16 protein-coding genes are annotated in these 19099 nt (G+C 73.0%); 5 read left to right on the top strand and 11 right to left on the bottom strand.

The annotated features are described in order from the left end of the window. Positions 1–270: 270 nt before the first annotated feature. Together AB0A65_RS11450 and AB0A65_RS11455 are read right to left on the bottom strand one after the other, a co-directional pair. Entirely contained in the window at positions 271–570 is a 300-nt protein-coding gene (locus AB0A65_RS11450; protein ID WP_359950089.1) for a DUF3073 domain-containing protein, read from the bottom strand. Positions 571–868: 298 nt separating this feature from the next. Beyond that, positions 869–1939: a Glu/Leu/Phe/Val dehydrogenase dimerization domain-containing protein gene (locus AB0A65_RS11455; RefSeq protein ID WP_359950092.1), complete on the bottom strand. Its 1071-nt coding sequence runs from the start codon at positions 1937–1939 to the stop codon at positions 869–871. Between the two features lie 154 nt (positions 1940–2093). Here AB0A65_RS11455 and AB0A65_RS11460 point away from each other — a divergent pair, with 154 nt between their 5' ends. The 4 genes from AB0A65_RS11460 (at position 2094) to AB0A65_RS11475 (ending at position 5129) form a co-directional block, all read left to right on the top strand. Beyond that, positions 2094–2927: a hypothetical protein gene (locus AB0A65_RS11460; protein WP_359950095.1), complete on the top strand. Its 834-nt coding sequence runs from the start codon at positions 2094–2096 to the stop codon at positions 2925–2927. A 207-nt stretch (positions 2928–3134) separates the two neighbouring features. Next, positions 3135–3356 (top strand): BldC family transcriptional regulator, encoded by a 222-nt coding sequence (locus tag AB0A65_RS11465; protein WP_106362672.1) that lies wholly within the window; start codon positions 3135–3137, stop codon positions 3354–3356. Positions 3357–3726: 370 nt separating this feature from the next. Further along, complete coding sequence (locus AB0A65_RS11470; protein WP_359950098.1) at positions 3727–4254, top strand: hypothetical protein; 528 nt, start codon at positions 3727–3729, stop codon at positions 4252–4254. After that, positions 4254–5129 (top strand): PrsW family glutamic-type intramembrane protease, encoded by an 876-nt coding sequence (locus tag AB0A65_RS11475; protein WP_359950101.1) that lies wholly within the window; start codon positions 4254–4256, stop codon positions 5127–5129. Before AB0A65_RS11470 ends, AB0A65_RS11475 begins: the two co-directional genes overlap by 1 nt. A 357-nt stretch (positions 5130–5486) precedes the next feature. Here the strand turns inward: AB0A65_RS11475 and AB0A65_RS11480 are convergent, their stop codons facing one another. After that, complete coding sequence (locus AB0A65_RS11480; protein WP_359950104.1) at positions 5487–6392, bottom strand: A/G-specific adenine glycosylase; 906 nt, start codon at positions 6390–6392, stop codon at positions 5487–5489. A 189-nt stretch (positions 6393–6581) separates the two neighbouring features. Between AB0A65_RS11480 and AB0A65_RS11485 the strand changes: the two genes are divergently transcribed. Next, complete coding sequence (locus tag AB0A65_RS11485) at positions 6582–7250, top strand: hypothetical protein (RefSeq protein WP_359950107.1); 669 nt, start codon at positions 6582–6584, stop codon at positions 7248–7250. Here AB0A65_RS11485 and disA read toward each other — a convergent pair whose 3' ends face one another. The 8 genes from disA to AB0A65_RS11525 all read right to left on the bottom strand — a co-directional run bounded on the left by disA (position 7251) and on the right by AB0A65_RS11525 (position 18985). After that, entirely contained in the window at positions 7251–8318 is a 1068-nt protein-coding gene (gene disA / locus AB0A65_RS11490) for a DNA integrity scanning diadenylate cyclase DisA (protein WP_359950110.1), read from the bottom strand. 261 nt (positions 8319–8579) lie between these two features. Further along, complete coding sequence (locus AB0A65_RS11495) at positions 8580–9173, bottom strand: hypothetical protein (RefSeq protein ID WP_359950113.1); 594 nt, start codon at positions 9171–9173, stop codon at positions 8580–8582. 281 nt (positions 9174–9454) lie between these two features. Next, the gene (locus tag AB0A65_RS11500) at positions 9455–10789 is read right to left on the bottom strand and encodes a Gfo/Idh/MocA family oxidoreductase (protein ID WP_359950116.1); all 1335 of its coding nucleotides are present in this window, start codon (positions 10787–10789) and stop codon (positions 9455–9457) included. A gap of 5 nt (positions 10790–10794) precedes the next feature. After that, a complete protein-coding gene (locus tag AB0A65_RS11505; RefSeq protein ID WP_359950119.1) occupies positions 10795–11628 on the bottom strand; it encodes a carbohydrate ABC transporter permease in 834 nt (277 codons plus the stop codon). Positions 11629–11636: 8 nt separating this feature from the next. Beyond that, on the bottom strand, positions 11637–12545 hold the full coding sequence (locus AB0A65_RS11510; protein ID WP_359950122.1) for a sugar ABC transporter permease: 909 nt from the start codon (positions 12543–12545) through the stop codon (positions 11637–11639). Between the two features lie 146 nt (positions 12546–12691). Beyond that, positions 12692–14065, bottom strand: a complete 1374-nt coding sequence (locus AB0A65_RS11515; RefSeq protein WP_359950125.1) for an extracellular solute-binding protein — start codon at positions 14063–14065, stop codon at positions 12692–12694. Positions 14066–14175: 110 nt separating this feature from the next. Further along, a complete protein-coding gene (locus AB0A65_RS11520) occupies positions 14176–15192 on the bottom strand; it encodes a glycoside hydrolase family 43 protein (RefSeq protein ID WP_359950128.1) in 1017 nt (338 codons plus the stop codon). A gap of 13 nt (positions 15193–15205) precedes the next feature. Then, positions 15206–18985, bottom strand: coding sequence for a tetratricopeptide repeat protein (locus AB0A65_RS11525; protein WP_359950131.1), 3780 nt, complete (start codon positions 18983–18985; stop codon positions 15206–15208). Positions 18986–19099 lie beyond the last annotated feature (114 nt).

Here is a 19099-nt window from a genome sequence, read left to right on the forward strand (position 1 = left end):
CTCCCGGCTCCTGTCCACTCGGAACGCAGTACGCTTATGGGCCAAGACACACTCCAGCCAGGTAGGAGAGACGGCCTGAAGTTCCCCTCACGCCGATGGATATCGCGTCGTCCGCGCCGACATCCGAGTCTTTGCTCCAGGACCGCCCCCTGCCCTGGCCCTGCGGGGCCTTCGGCGGGTGCGGGGACCGGGCAGGCGCAGTGGAGGCGCCTGCCCGTTCTGGATATGGAGATTGCGGAGATCGGTCGGGCGGGCCCGCCATGCTCACGGTCATCGCCCGGTCGTGCGAACACGACCCGGCGGCGTCCCCGTGGGCCGCAGTGCTAACTGCTTCTTCGGCGGGAGCCAGTCATCCTCGCGGAGATCGTCTTCGTCTCCGTCGTACCGATCGTCGGCATAAGCGGCATACGGGTCCGGCTCCTCCTCTTCAGGAGGAGGCTCAATGTCGACCTCGTCCTCACGACCGGTCCCCAGCTCGCGTTCCAGCGCGCGCAGGTCGGTGTTCGGAGCATGGTACTTGAGCTTCCGGGCCACTTTGGTCTGCTTTGCCTTAGCTCGGCCGCGCCCCATATGGCTCGACCCCCTCGCACAGAAATCATCGGGGCAGCCATTGCGGCGCCCCGGAATGCTTGCAATCTCTTCGTGGCTCCTACGGTACAGGCTCTCGGCGCCCGACTGCATCCCGGCCCATGAGTTGGATGCCACAGATTACCGGCGATGACCACCAGACGGGGACGAACATCCGCCCGAATCGCGAATTTCGTTCTCACCGTCCGGATTCATTCGATCACGCTGCACGCGTACCGTAATGACGGATCCTATAGGATATATCCGATATCCTATAGGATCCGTGCGGCGGTGCTCCGGGTCAGCGGAACAGGCGCAGGCGCTGGAGCCGCCCGACGGCGGCCATGCGCTCCTCGGCCAGGGCGTTCGCCGCGGCCACGGGGGTGGTGCCCTCGCCCTTCGCGCGGTCGAGGATGCGCCCGGTGGTCGCGAAGATCCCGGCGGTGCGCCGCTCGGCCCGCTTGAAGTCGAACGCGCCGTCGTACTCGTCGGCGACCTGGATGACGCCGCCGGAGTTGACGACGTAGTCGGGGCAGTAGAGGATCCCGGCGCGCTCCAGCTCGTCGGCGATGTGCGGGGCGGCCAGCTGGTTGTTCGCGGCGCCGCAGACGATCTCGGCGTCGAGGGTCTTCAGGGCGTCCTCGTCGAGGACCCCGCCGAGCGCGCACGGCGCGTACACGTGGATGCCCGAGGCGATGAGCTCGTCGTTGTCGGCGACGATCCGCACCTGCGGGAAGTGCTCCCGGGTCCAGCGGATCGCCGCGTCGTTCACGTCGCACGCCACGACCTCGGCACCGGCCTCCACGAGGTGGGGGATGAGGTGGCGCCCCACCTTGCCGAGCCCGGCCACGCCCACGGTGCGGCCGTTCAGGTCCACGGCGCCCCACCGGTGCTGCGCCGCCGAGCGCATCGCCTGGTAGACGCCGAACGCGGTGAGGATCGAGGAGTCGCCGGCGCCGCCGGCCTCGGGGCTGCGGCCCGACACGTGCCGGGTCTCGCGCGCGATGTGGTCCATGTCCTCGACGTACGTGCCGACGTCGCACGCGGTCACGTACCGCCCGCCGAGCGACTCGACGAACCGGCCGTACGCCCGCAGCAGCGCCTCGCTCTTGAGGGTCTCCGGGTCGCCCCAGATGACGGCCTTGCCGCCGCCGTGGTCGAGCCCGGCGATCGCGTTCTTGTACGCCATGCCCTCCGACAGGTGCAGCACGTCGGTGAGGGCCTCCTCCTCGGAGGCGTAGGGGTAGAAGCGGGTGCCGCCGAGCGCGGGGCCGAGCGCGGTGGAGTACACCGCGATGATCGCCCGGAGCCCGGTGTCCGGGTCGTGGCAGAACACGACCTGTTCGTGGCCGGTCGCGTCGAAGATGCTCATGGCTTGCTCTCCAGTTCTTCTCTAGGGGTTCGGGCCCCGGAGCGCGGTGCGCGCCGGGCGGCGCCCCAGGGGCGCGGCCGGGTCGCGGCCGCTTCCTCGTCGTAGCGCGGGTATGCCTACGCCACCAGCATATGACTATGGAAGTATCTGCCTCGTGTACGCACCGAGCGCGTCCTATCTGCGCGTCTACGAGCCCGCCGCGGCCTTCGCCGACGCCGGGTACTGGCGCGCGTACGCCGCGTCGGGGCGCGCGGTCGACCCGCTCGAAGGCCCCAGGGTCCGACGGGAAGCACTGTACGAGCGCATCGGATGGCCCTGGCGGGGCGTCCCCTCCTTCGGGCGCGACGCCTACGTCATCGACCGCGGCGAGGCCGACCCGCTCGTGTCCCCCTGGAACCTCCGCTACCGGATCGCCTCGGCCGCACTGGAGGTGCGGCGCCTGACCCCCGAGGCCGTCGCCGAGGCCCTGTTCCCCGCGGAGTTCCTCGCCTCCGCCGCCGAGGTCGTCGCCCTGGACGAGGGCGCCGACCGCCGCGAGGCCCCCGCCGACGCCCACGAGCACGTCGCCACCTGGTCGGTCCCGCTCCGCTGGTTCGCGTGCGTGCGCCCCGAGGACCGCGAGCTCGTCATCCAGCCCGGCCTCGTGCAGCTGCGCTACCGCACCCCCATCGCGAAGTCCCGCAGCGGCCTCGCCGTGGCCCGCAACCTGGTGCGCGCCGAGTTCGGCGAGGGCGCCGAGCTCGCCGAGGCCCTCGCCGAGACCGGGCACTGGCTCGACGGGTTCCACCGCGACTCCGTGGTCGAGCTCGACTACGGCGGGATCGCCTCCCGGCTCGACGCCGACGAGCTCCGCGACGAGGACTCCGTGGACCTCACCTGGCAGGCCCTCGACCACCTGGGCGCCTCCGAAGCCGAGGACGCGCAGGAATGCTATGCCCGCCTTGTCGACCGCTGGCGTGATCGTCGTCTCGCGGAACGCCTGAACTGACCTCGCGTCCGCCGCGGCCCCGAGCCCGCTGCCAGGTCGTTCGCTTGTGGAGTGATCACTCGGATGAGCGGACCGAGCGGAAAGTCCAAGCAAAATCGGCCGTTCGGCCTATGTCGGACATCTACGACAGGCCGGACGATTGCAGAAGGAACGAATCAAGGCTCGGCAGCCGGTGATTCGCAGCCCGTGTGTGGAGGAGAACGAACGATGACGACAGAGCTGAACCTTCCGGTGGAATCCGAGGCCCTGCTCACCCCTTCTGAGGTCGCCGCGATGTTCCGCGTCGACCCCAAGACCGTGACGCGCTGGGCCAAGGCCGGCAAGATCTCCGCGATCCGGACCCTCGGCGGCCACCGCCGCTACCGCGAGTCCGAGATCCGCGCGCTGATCAACGGCGACATCCCCGTGCAGCGCGAAGCCGCGGAGTAGCCGCAGCACCAGCACGACCGCCTCCCGCCACCGACCAGGCGACGAGGCATGAGGAACCAGTCCGAGGCCGGACCACCCTTCCGGCCGCCGCCCCATCGAAGAAGCCGCGGTACCGGCGCTCAGCCGTCGGCCCGCCGGCCCCCCGGCCGGTGGGAAGCGGGCCCTCCCTCAGGGCCCGCCCCGCGCAGGAGCAGTGCGGAGACGCCGGCCGCAGGACCCCTGAACCAGGTCCCGGCCGGCAGGTCCGCCGCTCGACGCCGACCCCGGCACTCCCCCCGTACCGCCGCCGCGCCCTCCCGCCCCCGGGCGCCGCCGCACTTCCCCCCGCATTACCGATGCGATCCCGCGGATCACATGCGACGCTTGCGGTGTGTCCCGTTTGAGGAGCCTCGCCGTCGCCGCGGCCGTCGCCGCCGCGGTCCTCCTGTTCGCACTCGGCGTGCCCCTGCTCAACAAGGCCGTCTCCCCCACCGTGGACGTCGGCGGCGAGCAGTTCGCCCTCGCGGGCGTCACCCTCACCGCCCCCGAGGACACCCGCATGCGCCCCGGCTACTACAAGCCCGAATCGGGCCGCGCCGAGTTCCTCGTCGGCGACGCCGAAGTGGACATCGCGGTCGCCGGACCCTACGGCTTCGACGCCGAGTACCTGGCCGCCGAGATGGCCCGCCTCCTCGAAGTCCAGCCGGGCGTGCGCCTCACCGAGCCCCGCGACTGCGCCGCCGACGGCGTCGAGGGCGCCGGGCGCTCCTTCACCACCGAGACCGGCGCCGGGTTCGCGTGCGCGTTCGTCCACGGCGACACCAGGGCCGAGGTCACCGCCCGCGGCGCGTCCCTCGACGCGCACACCGTCGAGCGCATCGACGCCCTCATCGGGCAGCTCTCGTTCGGGGCCGCCTGATGCGCCCCGACCCCTCCTCGCCCGTGCAGTGGACGGCCGCGCTCCTCATCGGCGCGGCCGCGATCCTGCTGCTGTACAACACCCTCCCCGTCGCCCTCGCCTACCCGCGCGCCGGGACGACCGCGCTCGTCCTGTTCTCCCTGTTCGCCGTCCCGTTCCTGATGATGCGCCGCCGCCTCGCCGACCACCTGGTCCTGCCCGGCACGGGCCTGGCGATCGGCCTCGCCTGGGGCGCCACCGTCGCCGTCATGACCTCCCTGTTCGGCTCGCGCGCCCTCCACGGCCTGTTCGCCACCGCATGGGGCCCGGCCTGGGCCGAACGCTGGGCGCCGGTCCTCGCCGCGCCGGTCGTGGAGGAGGTCGTCAAGACCGCGGGCGTGGTCCTGGTCGTCGCGATCTTCTGGGGCCGCCTCCACGGCGTCCTCGACGGGATCGTCCTGGGCGCGTTCTGCGGCGTCGGCTTCCAGATCGTCGAGGGCTACGCGTTCGCGATGTCGAACACCGTCCTCAACCGGGCCGGTGACGTCGTCGAACCCGTGATCGCCGTGTTCATCGTCCGCGGCGTCCTCGCCGGACTGTGGAGCCACGCGATCTTCACCGCCATCGCCGGGGCGGGCATCGCCTACGCCGTGACCCGGCGTACTGCCCGGTCCGCGTGGGTCGCGGCGGGCGCGGTCGCCGCCGTCATCGTCCTGCACGCGGTCTGGAACTCGCCGCTGCTGCGCGACGGCCTCGGCCTCGGCTCGCTCGGGGTGCTCGGCGGGATCATGCTCAAGGGCCTGCCCGCGGTGCTCATCGTGTGGTGGCTGGTCCGCTGGGCCCGCCGCAACGAGGCGCCCGTAGTTCCGGTCCAGGTGAAAGTGCCCGACGCATAGCAATGCCGCCCGGGTCTGAGCGCGCGGTACCCCGGCGGCATTGCATCCGCCCGGTCGCGTCCGCCGCTGGAGGCGTCCGCTCCTGCACGGCCCGCTTGACGTGCGGCCGGTCCGCGGTCGACGCGACGATGATTGGCGCGAGCCGCGTCGTCGTGTTCCTGGCCGGCCGCTCGGGGGCGGCCGCGCGGTAGGCGATCGGTCCCGGCACCGGTGGTGAGCCGGACCGTGAGGTCCGTCCGGTGCCCCGCCGCGGTGACCGGCGGGGTTGGACCCGGGGCCGCCGGTCCTGCGGACCGGTGCCGACCGAGCATCGTGAAGTTCTCTCAACTCCCACGCTAGCAGCGGCCCGCCCGTTTGTCACCGACTCGGGAGTTCGAATCGGCCCTCCTCGTCGGTGCCGATCAGACCGTCCTCGATCAGCTGCGCGACCGCCTCGTTGACCATGCGCCCGTCATGCCAGACGGCGTCGATGCGGGCCCGCTCGACCGGCCCGTCGGCGTCCCGCAGCAGCGCCATGACCTCCCCGCGCACGTGCCGGTTGGTGCCCTTGTAGCGCTGGCGCTTGCGGCTGGGGCCCTCGGGGAGCTCCTTGCCGGAGAACCCGCACGCGTCGGTGACGGGGCAGGTCCCGCACTCGGTCTTGCGGGCGGTGCACACGAGCGCGCCGAGCTCCATGAGCGCCAACGAGACCCGGGCCGCGGTGTGGGCGTCCTCGGGGAGGAGGGACTCGGTGGCGGCGAGGTCGGCGCGGGTGGTGGCGGTCCCGGCGTCGGGGCGGCCGCCGAGGCGGGCGACGACGCGGCGCACGTTCGTGTCGACCACGGCGTGGCGGCCCCCGTAGTGGAACACGGCGACCGCGGCGGCCGTGTAGTTGCCGATCCCGGGGAGCTTCTCCAGCTCGGCGGGGTCGGAGGGGACGGTCCCGCCGTGCTCTTCGGCGACGGCGCGCGCGCACTCCTGGAGGCGCAGGGCCCGGCGCGGGTAGCCCATGCGGCCCCATTCGCGCAGGACGTCGGCGGTCGGGGCGGCGGCGAGGTCGGCCGGGGTCGGCCACCGCGCCATCCACGCCTCCCACACGGGCGCGACCCGCGCGACCTGCGTCTGCTGGCTCATCACCTCGGAGACGAGGACGCCCCACGCGGTCGTCCCGGGCCGCCGCCACGGCAGCTCGGTGCGGTTGTGCGCGTCGAACCAGGGGAGGAGTCGTTCGGCGAGCAGGCCGGGGGCGGGCAGTTCGGTCCGGGGTTCGGTCGCGGCGGGCATGACCCCATTGTCGGCGCGGGGTACGACAACCGGCGAACCGGGTCGCGGGCACGGCGAGAGCCTGGGACCGGCGGATCGCGGGCCCCCGGTCGAAACCCTGACACAGGGGTATGACAATCCGGGCGGGTCGCGAGGGCGGGGTGCGTGTAATTCCCCGCGGGCGGGGCCGGGCTGCGTTAGCGTCCCCGCGTGCAGGGATTCAAAGGCAGGTTCGTGAAGGGCTCGGAGCCGGAGTCGGTCTACTGGAAGCGGCGGGGGATCGTGGCCGGGGTCGTGCTCGTCCTCGTCGTCCTCGCGGTCCTGGGCCTGAGTGCGCTCGGCGGCGGCGGTGAACCCGACGCGAACGGCGAAGCCGATGCCGCCCAGCAGGAGTGGACCGCCCCGCAGCCCTCCGGCAGCGCGCAGCGCCCCTACGTCCCCGAACCCTCCACCGAGGCCCCCTCGCCCACCGAGTCCCCGTCCCCCACCGCACCGGCCGTCACGGCGTGCACCGCCGACGACCTCATGCTCCAGGTCGTGGCCGCGTTCGACGAGGTCCGCTCCGGCGCCGAGGTGCCCGTGAGCGTCCTCGTCGCCTCCGGCGCCGACACGCCCTGCACCGTCGACCTCCGCGAGGTCGCCGTGGAACTCGCCGCGGGCTCCGACGTCGTCTACTCGACCGCGCACTGCGAGACCCCGAAGGGCGAGGAGGTCGAGCTGAGCGACGGCGCGGGCCAGACCGTCGAGTTCACCGTGGACGGCCTCGCCTCCGAGGAGGGCTGCCGCGGCGCCCGCCGCGAACTGCCCGCCGGGGACTACGAGCTGCGCGCCGTCCTCGGCGACGCCGCCTCGTCCCCCGCGAAGCTGAAGCTCACCTGATCACAGGTACCGGTCGAGGATCGACACCTCGGCGAGCCGCGTGAGCGACTCGCGGATGCTCTGCGCCCGCCCCGGGCCGACCCCGTCGACGTCCTGGAGCTCCTCCACCGTCACCCCGAGCAGCTCCGGCAGCGCCCCGAACCGGTCCACGACCCGCTCGATGATCGCCTCCGGCAGCCGCGGGACCTTCGCGAGCATCCGGTACCCGCGCGGCGAGACCCGCCGGTCGAGCACGTCGGGGGAGTTCGGGTAGCCCAGCGACCGGGCCACCGCGATGAGGTCGAGCAGCTCGGGGGAGCTCATCTGGTCGACCGCGTGCAGGGCCTTGCGGTAGTCGACGTCGTCGGGCAGGTAGTCGCGCACGACCAGCTCCCGGTCCGCGTCCACCCCGGCCATGAGCTCGTCGAGCTGGAGGGCGAGCAGCCGCCCGTCCGTGCCGAGCTCGATGACGTGCCCTTCGACCTCGTCGGCGATGTGGCGGGCCATCTCCAGGCGCTGGAGGACGGTGACGGCGTCGCGCACCGTCACGAGGTCCTCGATCTCCAGGCTTGAGAGGCTCGCGGCGACCTCGTCGAGGCGCAGCTTGTACCGCTCCAGGGTCGCGAGCGCCTGGTTGGCGCGGGAGAGGATCTGCGTGGACGGCTCCACCAGGTGGTGGATGTCCCCCATGTACAGGCCGATCGTGTGCATCGACTGGCTGACGGAGATCACCGGGAACCCGGTCTGGATGGCGACGCGCTCGGCGGTGCGGTGCCGCGTCCCCGACTCGTTGGAGTGGATCGACGGGTCGGGCATGAGGTGCACGCCGGCGCGCACGATGCGGGCGCCGTCGGTGGTGAGGACGACCGCGCCGTCCATCTTGCAGAGCTCGCGCAGGCGGGTCGCGGAGAACTCGATGTCGATCTCGAAGCCGCCGGTGCAGATGCGCTCGACGATGGCGTCGCAGCCGACGACGATGAGCGCGCCGGTGCGGCCGCGGAGGATGCGTTCGAGGCCGTCGCGGAGCGCGGTGCCGGGCGCCATGGTGGCCAGGGTCGCGCGCAGGCCCTCGTCCGGGATCGACGCCACGGGTACCTCCGATGCTGGACGGACCGGCACGCCGGTCGGGTGAGGCGACCGCGCGGCCGAGCCGGTTCACGGCCTGCTCGGGTGGCCGGAGCGGTCGGGTCGCCTCCAGTGTACGGATCGGCCGCGCGGGGCAGGGACCGGCATTTGGGGCAAGCCGCACATCACGGCTGGTGTGACCGGCCACTGTCCGGCCGGATGCGCTGGGGCCGATGGGGTTTCGCCGGCGGCGAACACGTTCCGCGGGCGGTCCCGCGGCGTGTCTCAGAGGCGGTCGACGACCTGCACGTGGCCGGGTGCGAACGACGCGAGGCGTGCGAGGAGCTGCTGCGGCTCGGGGGCGAAGTCCTTGCACCTGACGGCCAGGTCGAACCCGGCGACGAGGCCCTCGGTGGCCCGGTTGGCCTCGCGGAGCACGGACCGGCCGAGGAACCCGGGCCGGTCGGAGCCGCCGCGGCCGAGGTAGACGTCGGCGGCGAACAGGAGGTAGGAGGTGCCGCGGCGCTTCGAGCCGACGTGGATCGCGGCGAGCTCCTCGACGTTGCTCCAGGGGATGAGCAGGGCTTTCCCGAAGCTGGGGCGCACGCGGAGCCCGAAGTGGTTGGCCATGAGCTTCGGGGGCCGCACGAGGGGGACGAGGAAGCAGGCGGCGCCGATGAGGGCCATGACGGTGAAGAACCCCGGGAGTGCGGCGACCGGGTTGGGTTCACCGGAGTCGAGCACGGACGGCTCGGTGTGCACGAGGCCGACGAGGGCGCCGATGCCCGCCGCGCAGGCGGCGGCGTACAGCGCCAGCGAGGAGATCCGCCTGGTGGGTGAGCTGCGCTCGACGACGACCCATTCCGAGCTCCTGCCCACGCCTCACCTCCGACCGCGACTCTCGCCAGCGCAACTGTAGCCAGCCGCAACTCTAACCAGCACTGTCGAACGGCGCCACGGCCGAACGGCCGGAACGGTTCGCGGGCACGCAGATGCGGACGGGCCCGCTGGGCCCCCCGGTGCCAAGGATGCCCGGCGGGTCCGACATTCCGGGGAGGCGGCCCGCGGGCGGGTGGCCGGCGGGCATCACAAATGGCATCGGGTCCGATGGGCCCCCGGTACCAGGGTGACAGCGGGGTACGACAACGGGTCGGGTCGGGTCAGGTCCAGTGGACGGTGGCGGCGGTGTCGCGGGCGCGTTCTGCGGCGAAGGCCATGCGGTGGCTGTCGATGGACGCTTCGAGGTCGGGGGGCGCGTCGCCGCTGTCGCCCGCTTCGAGGGCGGTGATGAAGGCGTCGATGAGGGCCTCGTCGCCGCCGGAGTGGCCGCGGTGGTCGGGCTCGCCGGTGGCGGTGACGGGCCCGGTGTGCAGTTCGAAGACCCGGTGGTCCATGGGTTCGCGGGTGAAGGCGCGGCCCGGGCGGGCCTCGGGGAGGTCCGGGAGCTGCGCGGTCGGGGAGAACAGGTCGACTTCGAGGGCGCCGGTGCGGAGGTTCCCGGCGATCTCGCCCGCGGTGCCGGTGAAGCGCACGGTGCGGGTGTTCTGGCCGGTGAACGCGGAGGTGGAGAGGACGGCGGTGAGGCCCCCGGGGAACTCGGCGACGGTCTGCTGGTGGTCGACGACGTCGTTGTCGCAGTGGAAGACGCAGCGCCCGTAGGGGCCGTCGCGGAGGGCGTCGAGGCGGCCCTGCGGCGACAGGTCGTCGCCGAGGAGCGCCACGGGCCAGCCGTCGCGGTCGGCGAGGGCCTCCGCGTAGTACCGGGGGGCGTAGAACGGGCATGAGTCGGCGGCCGGGCAGCCGTCGAGGCAGTGGCCGGGGGCGCCCGCGGGGGCGTTCTCGGGCCGGAAGTGCGAGAGGGACCCGATCGAGGACACCGTGGACGGGGCCTCGCCCGCGAACCACCGGATGATGTCGAGGTCGTGGCAGGTCTTCGCGAGGACCATCGGGCTGGAGGCGGCGAGGTTGCGCCAGTTCCCGCGCACGTACGAGTGGGCGTAGTGCCAGAACCCGATGTTCTCCTCGACGCGGATGGTCGCGAGGCGGCCGACGGCGCCGGAGTCGACGACGCGGCGGATCGCCCGCCAGAACGGCTGGTAGCGCATGACGTGCCCGATCCATATGCGCGCCTTGCGCTCCCGTGCCGCGGCCGCGAGCCGTTCGAGGTCCTCCTCGGTGGTCGCGGCCGGTTTCTCCAGGAGGATCGGCAGGCCCGTCTCGGCGGCGGCGAGCGCGGCCTCGACGTGGAGCCGGTCGGGGAGGGCGATGACGAGCGCGTCGAGGCCGATCGGTTCCGCGTCGGCGACGAGGCCGCGCCAGTCGGCGTACCTGTGTGCGGGGTCGGTGCCCGCGGCGTCTCCGAGGCGGTCGCGCCGGTGCGCGTCCGGGTCGGCGACGGCGGCGACCCGCGCCCGGTCGGGCCGTTCGATCGCCCACCGCCCGTACGTGTCCGAGCCGCGTGCGCCCGCTCCGAGGATCCCCAACCTGACCGCCATGCCCCTCACCCCTTCTCCGCCCCCGACGTCAGCCCCGTGACGAGGAGCCGCTGCGCCAGGAAGAATCCGGCGACCACCGGGACGGTGATCGCGATCGAGCCCGCCATGAGCACCGTTGTGGGCACCGAGAACTCGGTGAGCTGCGCGATGCCGAGGGAGACCGTCCACCGGTCCCGGTCGGCGACGAGGAACAGCAGCGCGAACAGGTACTCGTTCCAGGCGATCATGAACACGTACAGGGCGGTCGCGGCGACGCCCGGGAGCGCCATCGGCAGGACCACGCGCCGGATCAGCGCGAGCCGCCCGCACCCGTCGATCATCGCCGCCTCCTCTACAGAGGACGGTACCGCGACGAGGTAGGTGCGGAGCATGTACAGCGCGACCGGGACGGTCTGCGCGGTGTACACGAGCACGAGCCCGACGAGGCTTCCGGTGAGTCCGATGCGGCTGAGCAGCACGAACAGCGGCACGGCCAGGACGATTCCGGGCAGCAGGTACACGCCGAGGAACACGACGTTGACCGCGTCCCGCCCGAAGAACCGCAGCCGCACCGCCGCGTAGGCGCCGAGGACGCTAAGGACGATCGCCAGGCCGGCCGTGGCGAGGGCGACCTGGAGCGAGTTCCACATGTTCCCGCCGAGCCCGTACTCGCCCATGGCCGTGGGGTAGGAGTCCAGGGTGATCTCGTCGGGGGACGGGAGGAGGTCGAGCGGCTCGGACACCACGGACTGGAAGGGCCGCAGCGACAGGAGCACGCCGTACAGCAGCGGCCCCGCCGTCACGATCACCGCGACGGCGATGACGGCCCAGCGCAGGACGCCGAGCACCCGGTCCTCCATGCCGCCCCTCATGCCTTCCCCCGCTTGATCATCCACGCGTAGACGGCGACGACGACCAGGAGCATCCCGGTCATGAGCAGGCCCGTCGCCGAGGCCGTGCCGATGTTCGCGCGCACCACCAGCTCGGTGTAGACGCGCACGGCGAGCACCTCCGTGCCCCCGGCGCCGCCGGTGAGCAGGTAGATGTCGTTGAAGTTCTGGAACGACCACAGGAACCGCAGGACCGCCAGGAGCGCCATGACCCCGGCGAGCTCGGGGAGGAGCAGGTGGCGGAAGACGCGGGTCTTCCCGGCGCCGTCGATCTGCGCGGCCTCCTCGATGTCGCCGGGGACGACCTGGAGGCGCGCGGTGATGAACAGGAACGCGAGCGGCGCGGTCTTCCACACCTCGAACGCGATCACGGTGCACAGGGCGACGGGGACGCTGAACGGGCCGACGTCGCGGCTGGTCGTGGTGAGGAACGCGACCGGCCCGGCCCAGCCGAGCCACTCGGTGCCCACGGCGTTGACGAGGCCGTACCCGGGGTTGAGGAGCGTCTTCCAGATCGTCGTCGCCGCGACTACCGGGAGGACGTACGGGACGAGGACGAGCGCGCGGACGAGCCCGCGCCCGCGGAAGGGCTTGCGCAGTGCGAGCGCTATCGCGAGGCCGCAGAGCACCGCGCCCGCCGACGAGGCGGCCGCGTACGTGATCGTCGTGCCCGCGGCGGACCAGAACCGGGGCGATGCCCAGACGGTCGCGAGGTTGTCGCCGGTGAAGTCGAGCTCGTCGAGGTACAGGCGCGGGATGTCCACGAGGCGCACGTCCAGGAACGCGAACAGGACGACCGCGAGGAACGGCAGCACCGCGAACGCGAGGACCACGAGCACCGTCGGCGCGACGAGCAGCCGCCCGTCGCGGTCCTCGCGCCGCGACATCGTGAGCGGCCTGCGGGTCCGGCGGTTTCCGGGCACGCTCGCGGGGCGTTTCCGCCCCGGGGGTGGGCCCCCGGTCGCAAGAGTGCCACGGGGGTCCGACAGCGGTTCGGGGACGGTGTTCGAACCGGGTGGATCGCCGGGGGCCATCAGCCCAGGTCCTGCTGCGCCGCCTCGACCGCCGCCGCCATCGACGCCGCGACCTCGGCGGGGTCGGCGCCCTCGAAGAGCGGTTCGGCCTCGGTCGCGAGGATCGTCTGGGAGAACACGATCCCTGCGAGCTCGGCGTCGCCGGTCCCCCAGCCCCAGCGGGTGAACTCCTCGGCGCCCGCGGCCATCCGGTCGACCAGCTCCGGCCCGTAGACCTGCGCGATCGACACCTCCTGCGTCCGGTCGTTCCCGAACGGCAGCTCCGCCCACGCGTCCAGGTACTCCGTGGACCCGGCCTCGGGCCCGGGCCGGACCGGGATGCGGCCCTCCGTGGCCGACGCGAGGTTCTCCACGTACCCGTCGGTGAGCATGTACTCGACGAACGCCTTCGCGTCGGCGGTGTTCGCGCCCGCGGGGATGCCGTAGTTCGTGGTCTGCCCGTACACCGCGGGCGTCTCGGTCCCGTTGCCGGTGAACGTGGTCAGGTACGCGGTGTTGTCGGCGAGGAACCGCGGGTCCTCGGCGCATTCGGCGCACGTCACGGGGTTGTCGACGTCGAGCCCGGCCGCCTCGTCCACGAAGTGCGAGGAGAACAGCACCATCGCCGCCGACCCCGACAGGTACGCCGCCCGCGCGGCCTCCACGTCCATCTGCGCCGGCCCCGCCGCCGCGGCGAGCCGCTGGTAGCTCGCGAGGCCCTCGACGCACTCGGGCGAGTCGATCGCGACCTCGCCGTCCTCGGCGAGCGCGCACCCGAACGGCAGGAGCATCGACTCGATGCCCTCCTGCGTGTACACGTCCCCGGGGGTCGTGCCGATCGCGATGCCCGCCATGGCGTCCGACTGAAGCGCCTCGGCGGCGGCCACGAGGTCGGCCACCGACTCCGGCGGCTCCAGGCCCGCGTCGGCGAACAGGTCGGTGCGGAACGCGACCATGTGCCCCCACCCGTCCGACGGGACCGCGCTGAGCGCGCCGCCGACCGTGACCATGTCGAGCGCGGCCTGCGAGAACGTGTCGGCGCCGAGCGCGTCCACGACCTCCTGCGGCGCCTCGTCGTCCAGGAGCCCCTGCGCGGCCCATGCGGCCGTGCTGGACGGGTTGTGCGCGATGACGTCAGGTACCTCGCCCGAGGCCGCGCCGGTGACGAGGGTCTGCCCCATCTGGTCCGGCTCCAGTGGCACCATCTCGACCTCGATGCCCGTGGCCTCGGTGAACGCGTCGATCACGGGCTGCTGCGCGTCGATCCGCTCCGGCGTCGTGTACGGCGTCCAGAACACGATCGACCCGTCGCCCTCCTCCGACTCCTCCGGGCTGCAAGCGGATCCGGCGAGCAGCAGCACCGCGGCCGCCATGCAGGTCGTCATTGTCCTCATAGCCGCTCCTAAGGGGCGAATCGGCGCTTACAGCATCCAATCCGCACTATAGCGGCCGAGTGTGGTCGAACGGTACCCCTGAGTACGTGCCAGTTCCGCGTCGCGGCCGCTCAGTCGCCGTCGAGGTCGGTGCGGTGGCGGGTGATCGCGAGTTCGTCGCCGTCCCATGCCATCTCGTAGAGCTTGCCGCGGGCGTTGGTGAAGGGGCGGTGGAGGACGAGCATGAGGGTGCCGTCGAAGGCCGTGAAGAGCATGCCGTGGCCGGAGTCGGCGCGGACCAGCGGTTCGCGCTGCTCCCAAGGGCCTTCGAGGCGGCCGGAGGGGGAGACGGCCCAGGTCTGGACGTAGTCGCCGTCGATGCCGCCGTTGGTGATCCGGTTCTTCTCGTAGGTGGACCAGAGGCAGACGAGGGCGCCGCCGGGGGCGCGGTAGAGCTGCGGGCCGTCGGTGACGTAGGGGGCGATCTGGTGCGGGACGCCCGCGGGGAGCTCGCGGGTGAGCCAGGAGGCGTCGGAGCCGCGGAAGAGGACGACGGGGTCGCCCGCGACGGCGTCGAGGCTGTCGTTGAGCGGGAACGCCTCGATGGTGCCGTCGATGCGCTGGAGCCACTCGTTGGCGTACACCATCCACGGCTTCCCGGCGTCGTCCACATAGAGCGTGCCGTCGAGGGTCATCAGCTCGGCCGGGAGGATCGGGTCGCCGGGCCTGAGCATCCGGTACGGGCCGGTGAGGTCGTCGGCGACCGCGACGATCGTGGAGCGGCGGTAGTTCGCGACCGGGAACGGCGTGCCGTACTCGCCGGGCTGCGGGACCGGCAGGGGCGCATCGGTGTTGTGGAGGGTCGTGAACAGGTACCAGCGGCCGTTCCAGCGGTGCACCTCCGGCGCCCAGGCGCCGTGGCTCGCCCACGGCTCCGCCTCGTCGGCGGTGAGGAACACCGGGACGGGCTCGGACCAGTCGCGCAGGTTCCGCGACCGGTAGGCCATCGTGCCGGTGCCGGGCGTCCCGGACAGGTCGAGGTTCGAGGTGAACAGGTGGTACAGGCCGGTCCCGGCGTCCGCGACGACGTACGGGTCGTGCAGCGGCATGTCGGGCAGGCGCAGCGGGAAGACGGTCGGCTCGCTCATGCCGCAAACGCTATCAAGCGGTGTCGGCGGCTCCGGCCTCCCCGATCCAGTGCTCCAGCCGCTGCTGAGAGAAGCGGGTGTCCGGGTGGTCCTCCCCGAGGACGCGTCCCCGGTCGGATACCACTGCTTGGAGTTCGGTGATGCACGAGGCGATATCGCCGGTCTCGCCGCGGCGCTCCGCGAGGACGTGGCGGGTGCCGATCGTGTCGGGATGGTCGGCGCCCAGGACCCGCGTCCGGTCCGCCGTCACCGCTTCGAGTCCAGGGATCGCGCCCGCCGGGTCCCCCGACATCGCGCGCCAGTACGCGTGGTTGTGCCGGGAGGTGAGAGTGCGGTGGTCGTCGGGGCCGAGCACCCGCAGCTCGTCCTCGGCCACTGCCCCATGGTCCGCGGACGCGCCGTGCGGGTCCCCGGCGTGGCCGCGGGCAGACGCGAGGAGGCTGCGGGCGTCGAGCGCGTCGTCCGAGTCCGGTCCGTGGATCCGGGCGCTCTCGGCGGCGAGGACCTCGTAGGCCGCGACTGATCCGGCGCGGTCACCGGCATTGCCGAGCCAGAGGGCGAGTCCCGAACGGGCCAAGAGAAGATCCTGCCCGGTGCCGCCGACCCTGAGGCGATCGGCGACCACCGCCGCGAAGGCGTCGGCCGCCTCCGCCGGGTCGCCGCCCGCTGAGGCTCGCCAGACCGCGAGATTGTGGCGCGCGGTGATCGACTCCAGGGCGTCCGGGCCCAGGGCCCGCAGGTGCTCCTCCAACACGACTTCGGCGTCCGCCGCGGCTCCGGCCGTGTCGCCGCTGCGCCCCTTCAGGTTCACGGCGGCACGACGCGCATCCAGGGTGTCGAGGTGGCCGGGACCGAGCACGCGCGACCTCGACGCGGCCAGGTCCGCGTAGGCCGCCGACGCGGCGGCCGGGTCGTCCAATTGCTCCAACCATTGGACCAGGACCTTGCGCGACACCATCGTTTCAGGGTCGTCGGGGCCGAGAATCCGGATGCGGTCCGCGACCACTGACGCCAGGCCGTCCGCCGCCGCCCGGGCGTCTCCGGCTCTTCCCCGGAAGTGCGCGAGGTTGTGCCGCACGGCCAAGGTCTCGTTGTCGTCGGGCCCGAGCACTCGCAGGTGGTCCGTGAGCAGCGGGACCAGCTCGACGACCGCCCCGTCGGCGTCGCCGCCGTCGCCGCGGTACCGCGCGGCGCGGCTGCGGGCCACGAGCGTCAGGGGGTGGTCGGGGCCGATCGTGCGCGAGCGGCCCGCAGCCAGCTCCGCGAAGGAGCCCGCGGCGCCCTGGGGGTCACCGGCCGCGGCCTGCGCGTCGGCGAGCAGGTTCCAGGAACCGAGCGTGTGCGGGTGGTCGGGCCCGAGCACCCGTGCCCGGTCCCGCACGACCGCGCTGAGTTCCGTTGCGGCCCTTGCCGCATCGCCCGACAGATGCCACTGGAGGGCGAGGTTGTTGCGGGACGTGATGGTATCGGCGTGGTCGGGGCCCAAGACGCGCGTCCGGTCGGCGAGCACCGTCTCGTACATCGTCACCGCGGCCGCCGTATCGCCGGTTCCGCCGGTCCAGTAGGCCAGGAGTTGCCGTGACATCAGCGTGTCAGGGTGATCGGGGCCGAGGAGCCGCAGGCGGTCGGCGAGCAGGCGCTCTCCTTCGGCGATCGCCCCGGCGAGGTCGCCCGCCTCACCGTGCAGGTAGGCGATGTTGATACGGCTGGTGAGAGTCTGCGGGTGGTCGGGGCCGAGGACGCGGATGCGGTCGGCGAGCGCCCTCTCCGCTTCGACGAGGCCCGCCTCGTGGTCCCCCGACTCGATGAGCCACCGCGACAGGCCGCTCCGCGTGCGGAGCGTGCCCGGATGGAGCGGGCCGAAGACGCGGACGCGGTCGGACAGGAGCGACCTGTACTCGGCGATCGCCCCGGCGTAGTCACCAGCGTCGCCTATGGCCGTTGCGAGGTTGTCGCGGGCGTCGAGCGTGTCGGGGTGGTCGGGGCCGAGGACGCGCGCCAGGTCGGTGATGAGGGCCCGCAGTCCGTCCGGGCGGCCCCTCCACGCCTCCAGGCCGAGACGGGTCTTGAGCGTGTCGGGATGCTCGGGTCCCAGGACCCGCGTCTTGTCGGCGAGGACCGCTGCGAGCCCGGTGACGCCGCCTTCCACGTCGCCCGCCCAGGCTTGCCAGACGGCGAGGTTGGACCGGCTCGTCAGGGTGTCGGGGTGGTCGGGGCCGAGCACCCGCATCTGGTCCGACAGCAGCGCTTCGGCCAGCGGCACTGCCGACGCGGGCCCGCGGACCTCACTGGTCCATCTGGTGTGGTGGATCCGCGCGACGAGCGCATCGGCGTGGTCGGCGCCCAGCCTTGCCTCGCAATCGTCGATGAGCTGCCGGAAGTAGTGGACCGCCGCGCTCGCCTGCCCTTGCTCGCCGAGGCTCCGGCCCGTTTTGAACAGGACGGGGTGCGCGCCGCCGGTCGAGAGGAGCGCCGCGGCTCCGGCCTCGCGCAGCCGGGTCGCGTTGGCGCGCAGCAGAGTCGACCAGGCGGGGTCGGTCTCGGGGTCGGGCCAGGCCGCGGCGAGGGCGTCGGCGGCGGCGCGCACGAGACGGTCGCGGACCTCGGGATGGAGGCGTTCGCGGACGGTGCGCTGGACGAGGGCGTGGACGCGGACCGCGGTGCCGTCGTAGTCGACCAGGCTGAGCTGGTGGAGGCGCCCGAGGGCCTCCTTTGCGCGCCACGCGGGCACCGGCGGCGCGTCGTCGCCCGGGTTCAGGGCGCTCAGGGCGGGGGCGCTGGTGAACAGGTCGGCGGGGGCGCCGTCGGGGTCGAGGAGACTCGCCAGGCCGAGGATCGCGGCGGCGATGCCGTGCGGTGCAGCGGCTTCGATCGAGAGCTGGAGGGCGGTCGCGGCGGACCGCGGGTAGCCGTCGGGGAGGGCTCCGGGGCTGAGGGCGGCGAGCCCGCCGGTCTCGGCGGCGAGGCGGCGGCGGTACTCGGCGCAGGTGAGGCCGGGCCGGTCGATGATGAACGCGGCCGCCTGGGCGAGGGCGAGCGGGAGGTGGCCGAGGTCGGCGATGAGTTCCGGGGCGCCGCCGAGGAGGGTGGGGGCGTAGCCGAGGCGGCGTTGCAGGAACGACTCGGCCTCGGCGTCCGTGAACCGTCCGATGTCGACGCGGGAACGGCGTCCGCCTTCGAGCGCGGCCAGACGGCTGCGGGTCGTCACCACGGTGCGGCCGGTCGCGGACTCCGGGGGCCACAGGCCGGTGAGGTCCTCCGGGTCGGCGACGTCGTCCAGGACGACGAGCCAGCGCGGGCCCTCGGCGCGGTCGAGCCAGGCGAGGAAGACCGCCGCGGCGTCGTCGCCGTCCGCGCCGCAGACGGCGGCGCCCGCTTCGGTGAACGCGGCGGTGACCGCTTCGCGGCTGACGGCGTTGACCCACACGAGGAGGTCGACGGTGCCCGCGTCCCAGCATTTCCTGGCGTAGGCGGCCGCGATCTGGGTCTTGCCGACGCCGCCCATGCCGGACAGGACCCGGGCGGCCGCGCCGCCGTCGAGGTCCTCGGCGAGGGCCCGGTCGGCGGCGCGCTCCTGGCGGGCGGCGGCGAGGGCGGGGATGCGGCCGATGCTCAGCGGGGCCTGCGTGAAGTCGTGCGCGGGCCTCGCGGCGTGCATGTGGAGTTCGACGTTCTGGCCTTGGACGAGGGTGCGGGCCTGGACGCCGTGAAGGGTGAACGACTCGGCTTGCATGGCGACGGCGTCGGGTGCGCCGTCCTGCGCTCGGTGCGGCTCGCGGGCTGGTCGGTTCATCGGGGGTGCGCTCCAGGGGTCCGGCTGCCCGTCAATGGTATTGCGCACCGCCCAGGGAGAGGGTCCGCCGAAAGTGCGACCGGCGGGTGCGGGGCGCGGGAGGATGTCACAGAT

This window comes from Glycomyces sp. NPDC047010 (assembly GCF_040644205.1).
GTDB lineage: Bacteria > Actinomycetota > Actinomycetes > Mycobacteriales > Micromonosporaceae > Glycomyces.

Bases quoted from the DNA above. Each gene is read 5' to 3' on its own strand.
- AB0A65_RS11450 (WP_359950089.1), bottom strand. From the start codon at position 570: ATGGGGCGCGGCCGAGCTAAGGCAAAGCAGACCAAAGTGGCCCGGAAG.
- AB0A65_RS11455 (WP_359950092.1), bottom strand. From the start codon at position 1,939: ATGAGCATCTTCGACGCGACCGGCCACGAACAGGTCGTGTTCTGCCAC.
- AB0A65_RS11465 (WP_106362672.1), top strand. From the start codon at position 3,135: ATGACGACAGAGCTGAACCTTCCGGTGGAATCCGAGGCCCTGCTCACC.
- AB0A65_RS11475 (WP_359950101.1), top strand. From the start codon at position 4,254: ATGCGCCCCGACCCCTCCTCGCCCGTGCAGTGGACGGCCGCGCTCCTC.
- AB0A65_RS11480 (WP_359950104.1), bottom strand. From the start codon at position 6,392: ATGCCCGCCGCGACCGAACCCCGGACCGAACTGCCCGCCCCCGGCCTG.
- AB0A65_RS11500 (WP_359950116.1), bottom strand. From the start codon at position 10,789: ATGGCGGTCAGGTTGGGGATCCTCGGAGCGGGCGCACGCGGCTCGGAC.
- AB0A65_RS11505 (WP_359950119.1), bottom strand. From the start codon at position 11,628: ATGGAGGACCGGGTGCTCGGCGTCCTGCGCTGGGCCGTCATCGCCGTC.
- AB0A65_RS11510 (WP_359950122.1), bottom strand. From the start codon at position 12,545: ATGTCGCGGCGCGAGGACCGCGACGGGCGGCTGCTCGTCGCGCCGACG.
- AB0A65_RS11515 (WP_359950125.1), bottom strand. From the start codon at position 14,065: ATGAGGACAATGACGACCTGCATGGCGGCCGCGGTGCTGCTGCTCGCC.
- AB0A65_RS11520 (WP_359950128.1), bottom strand. From the start codon at position 15,192: ATGAGCGAGCCGACCGTCTTCCCGCTGCGCCTGCCCGACATGCCGCTG.
- AB0A65_RS11525 (WP_359950131.1), bottom strand. From the start codon at position 18,985: ATGAACCGACCAGCCCGCGAGCCGCACCGAGCGCAGGACGGCGCACCC.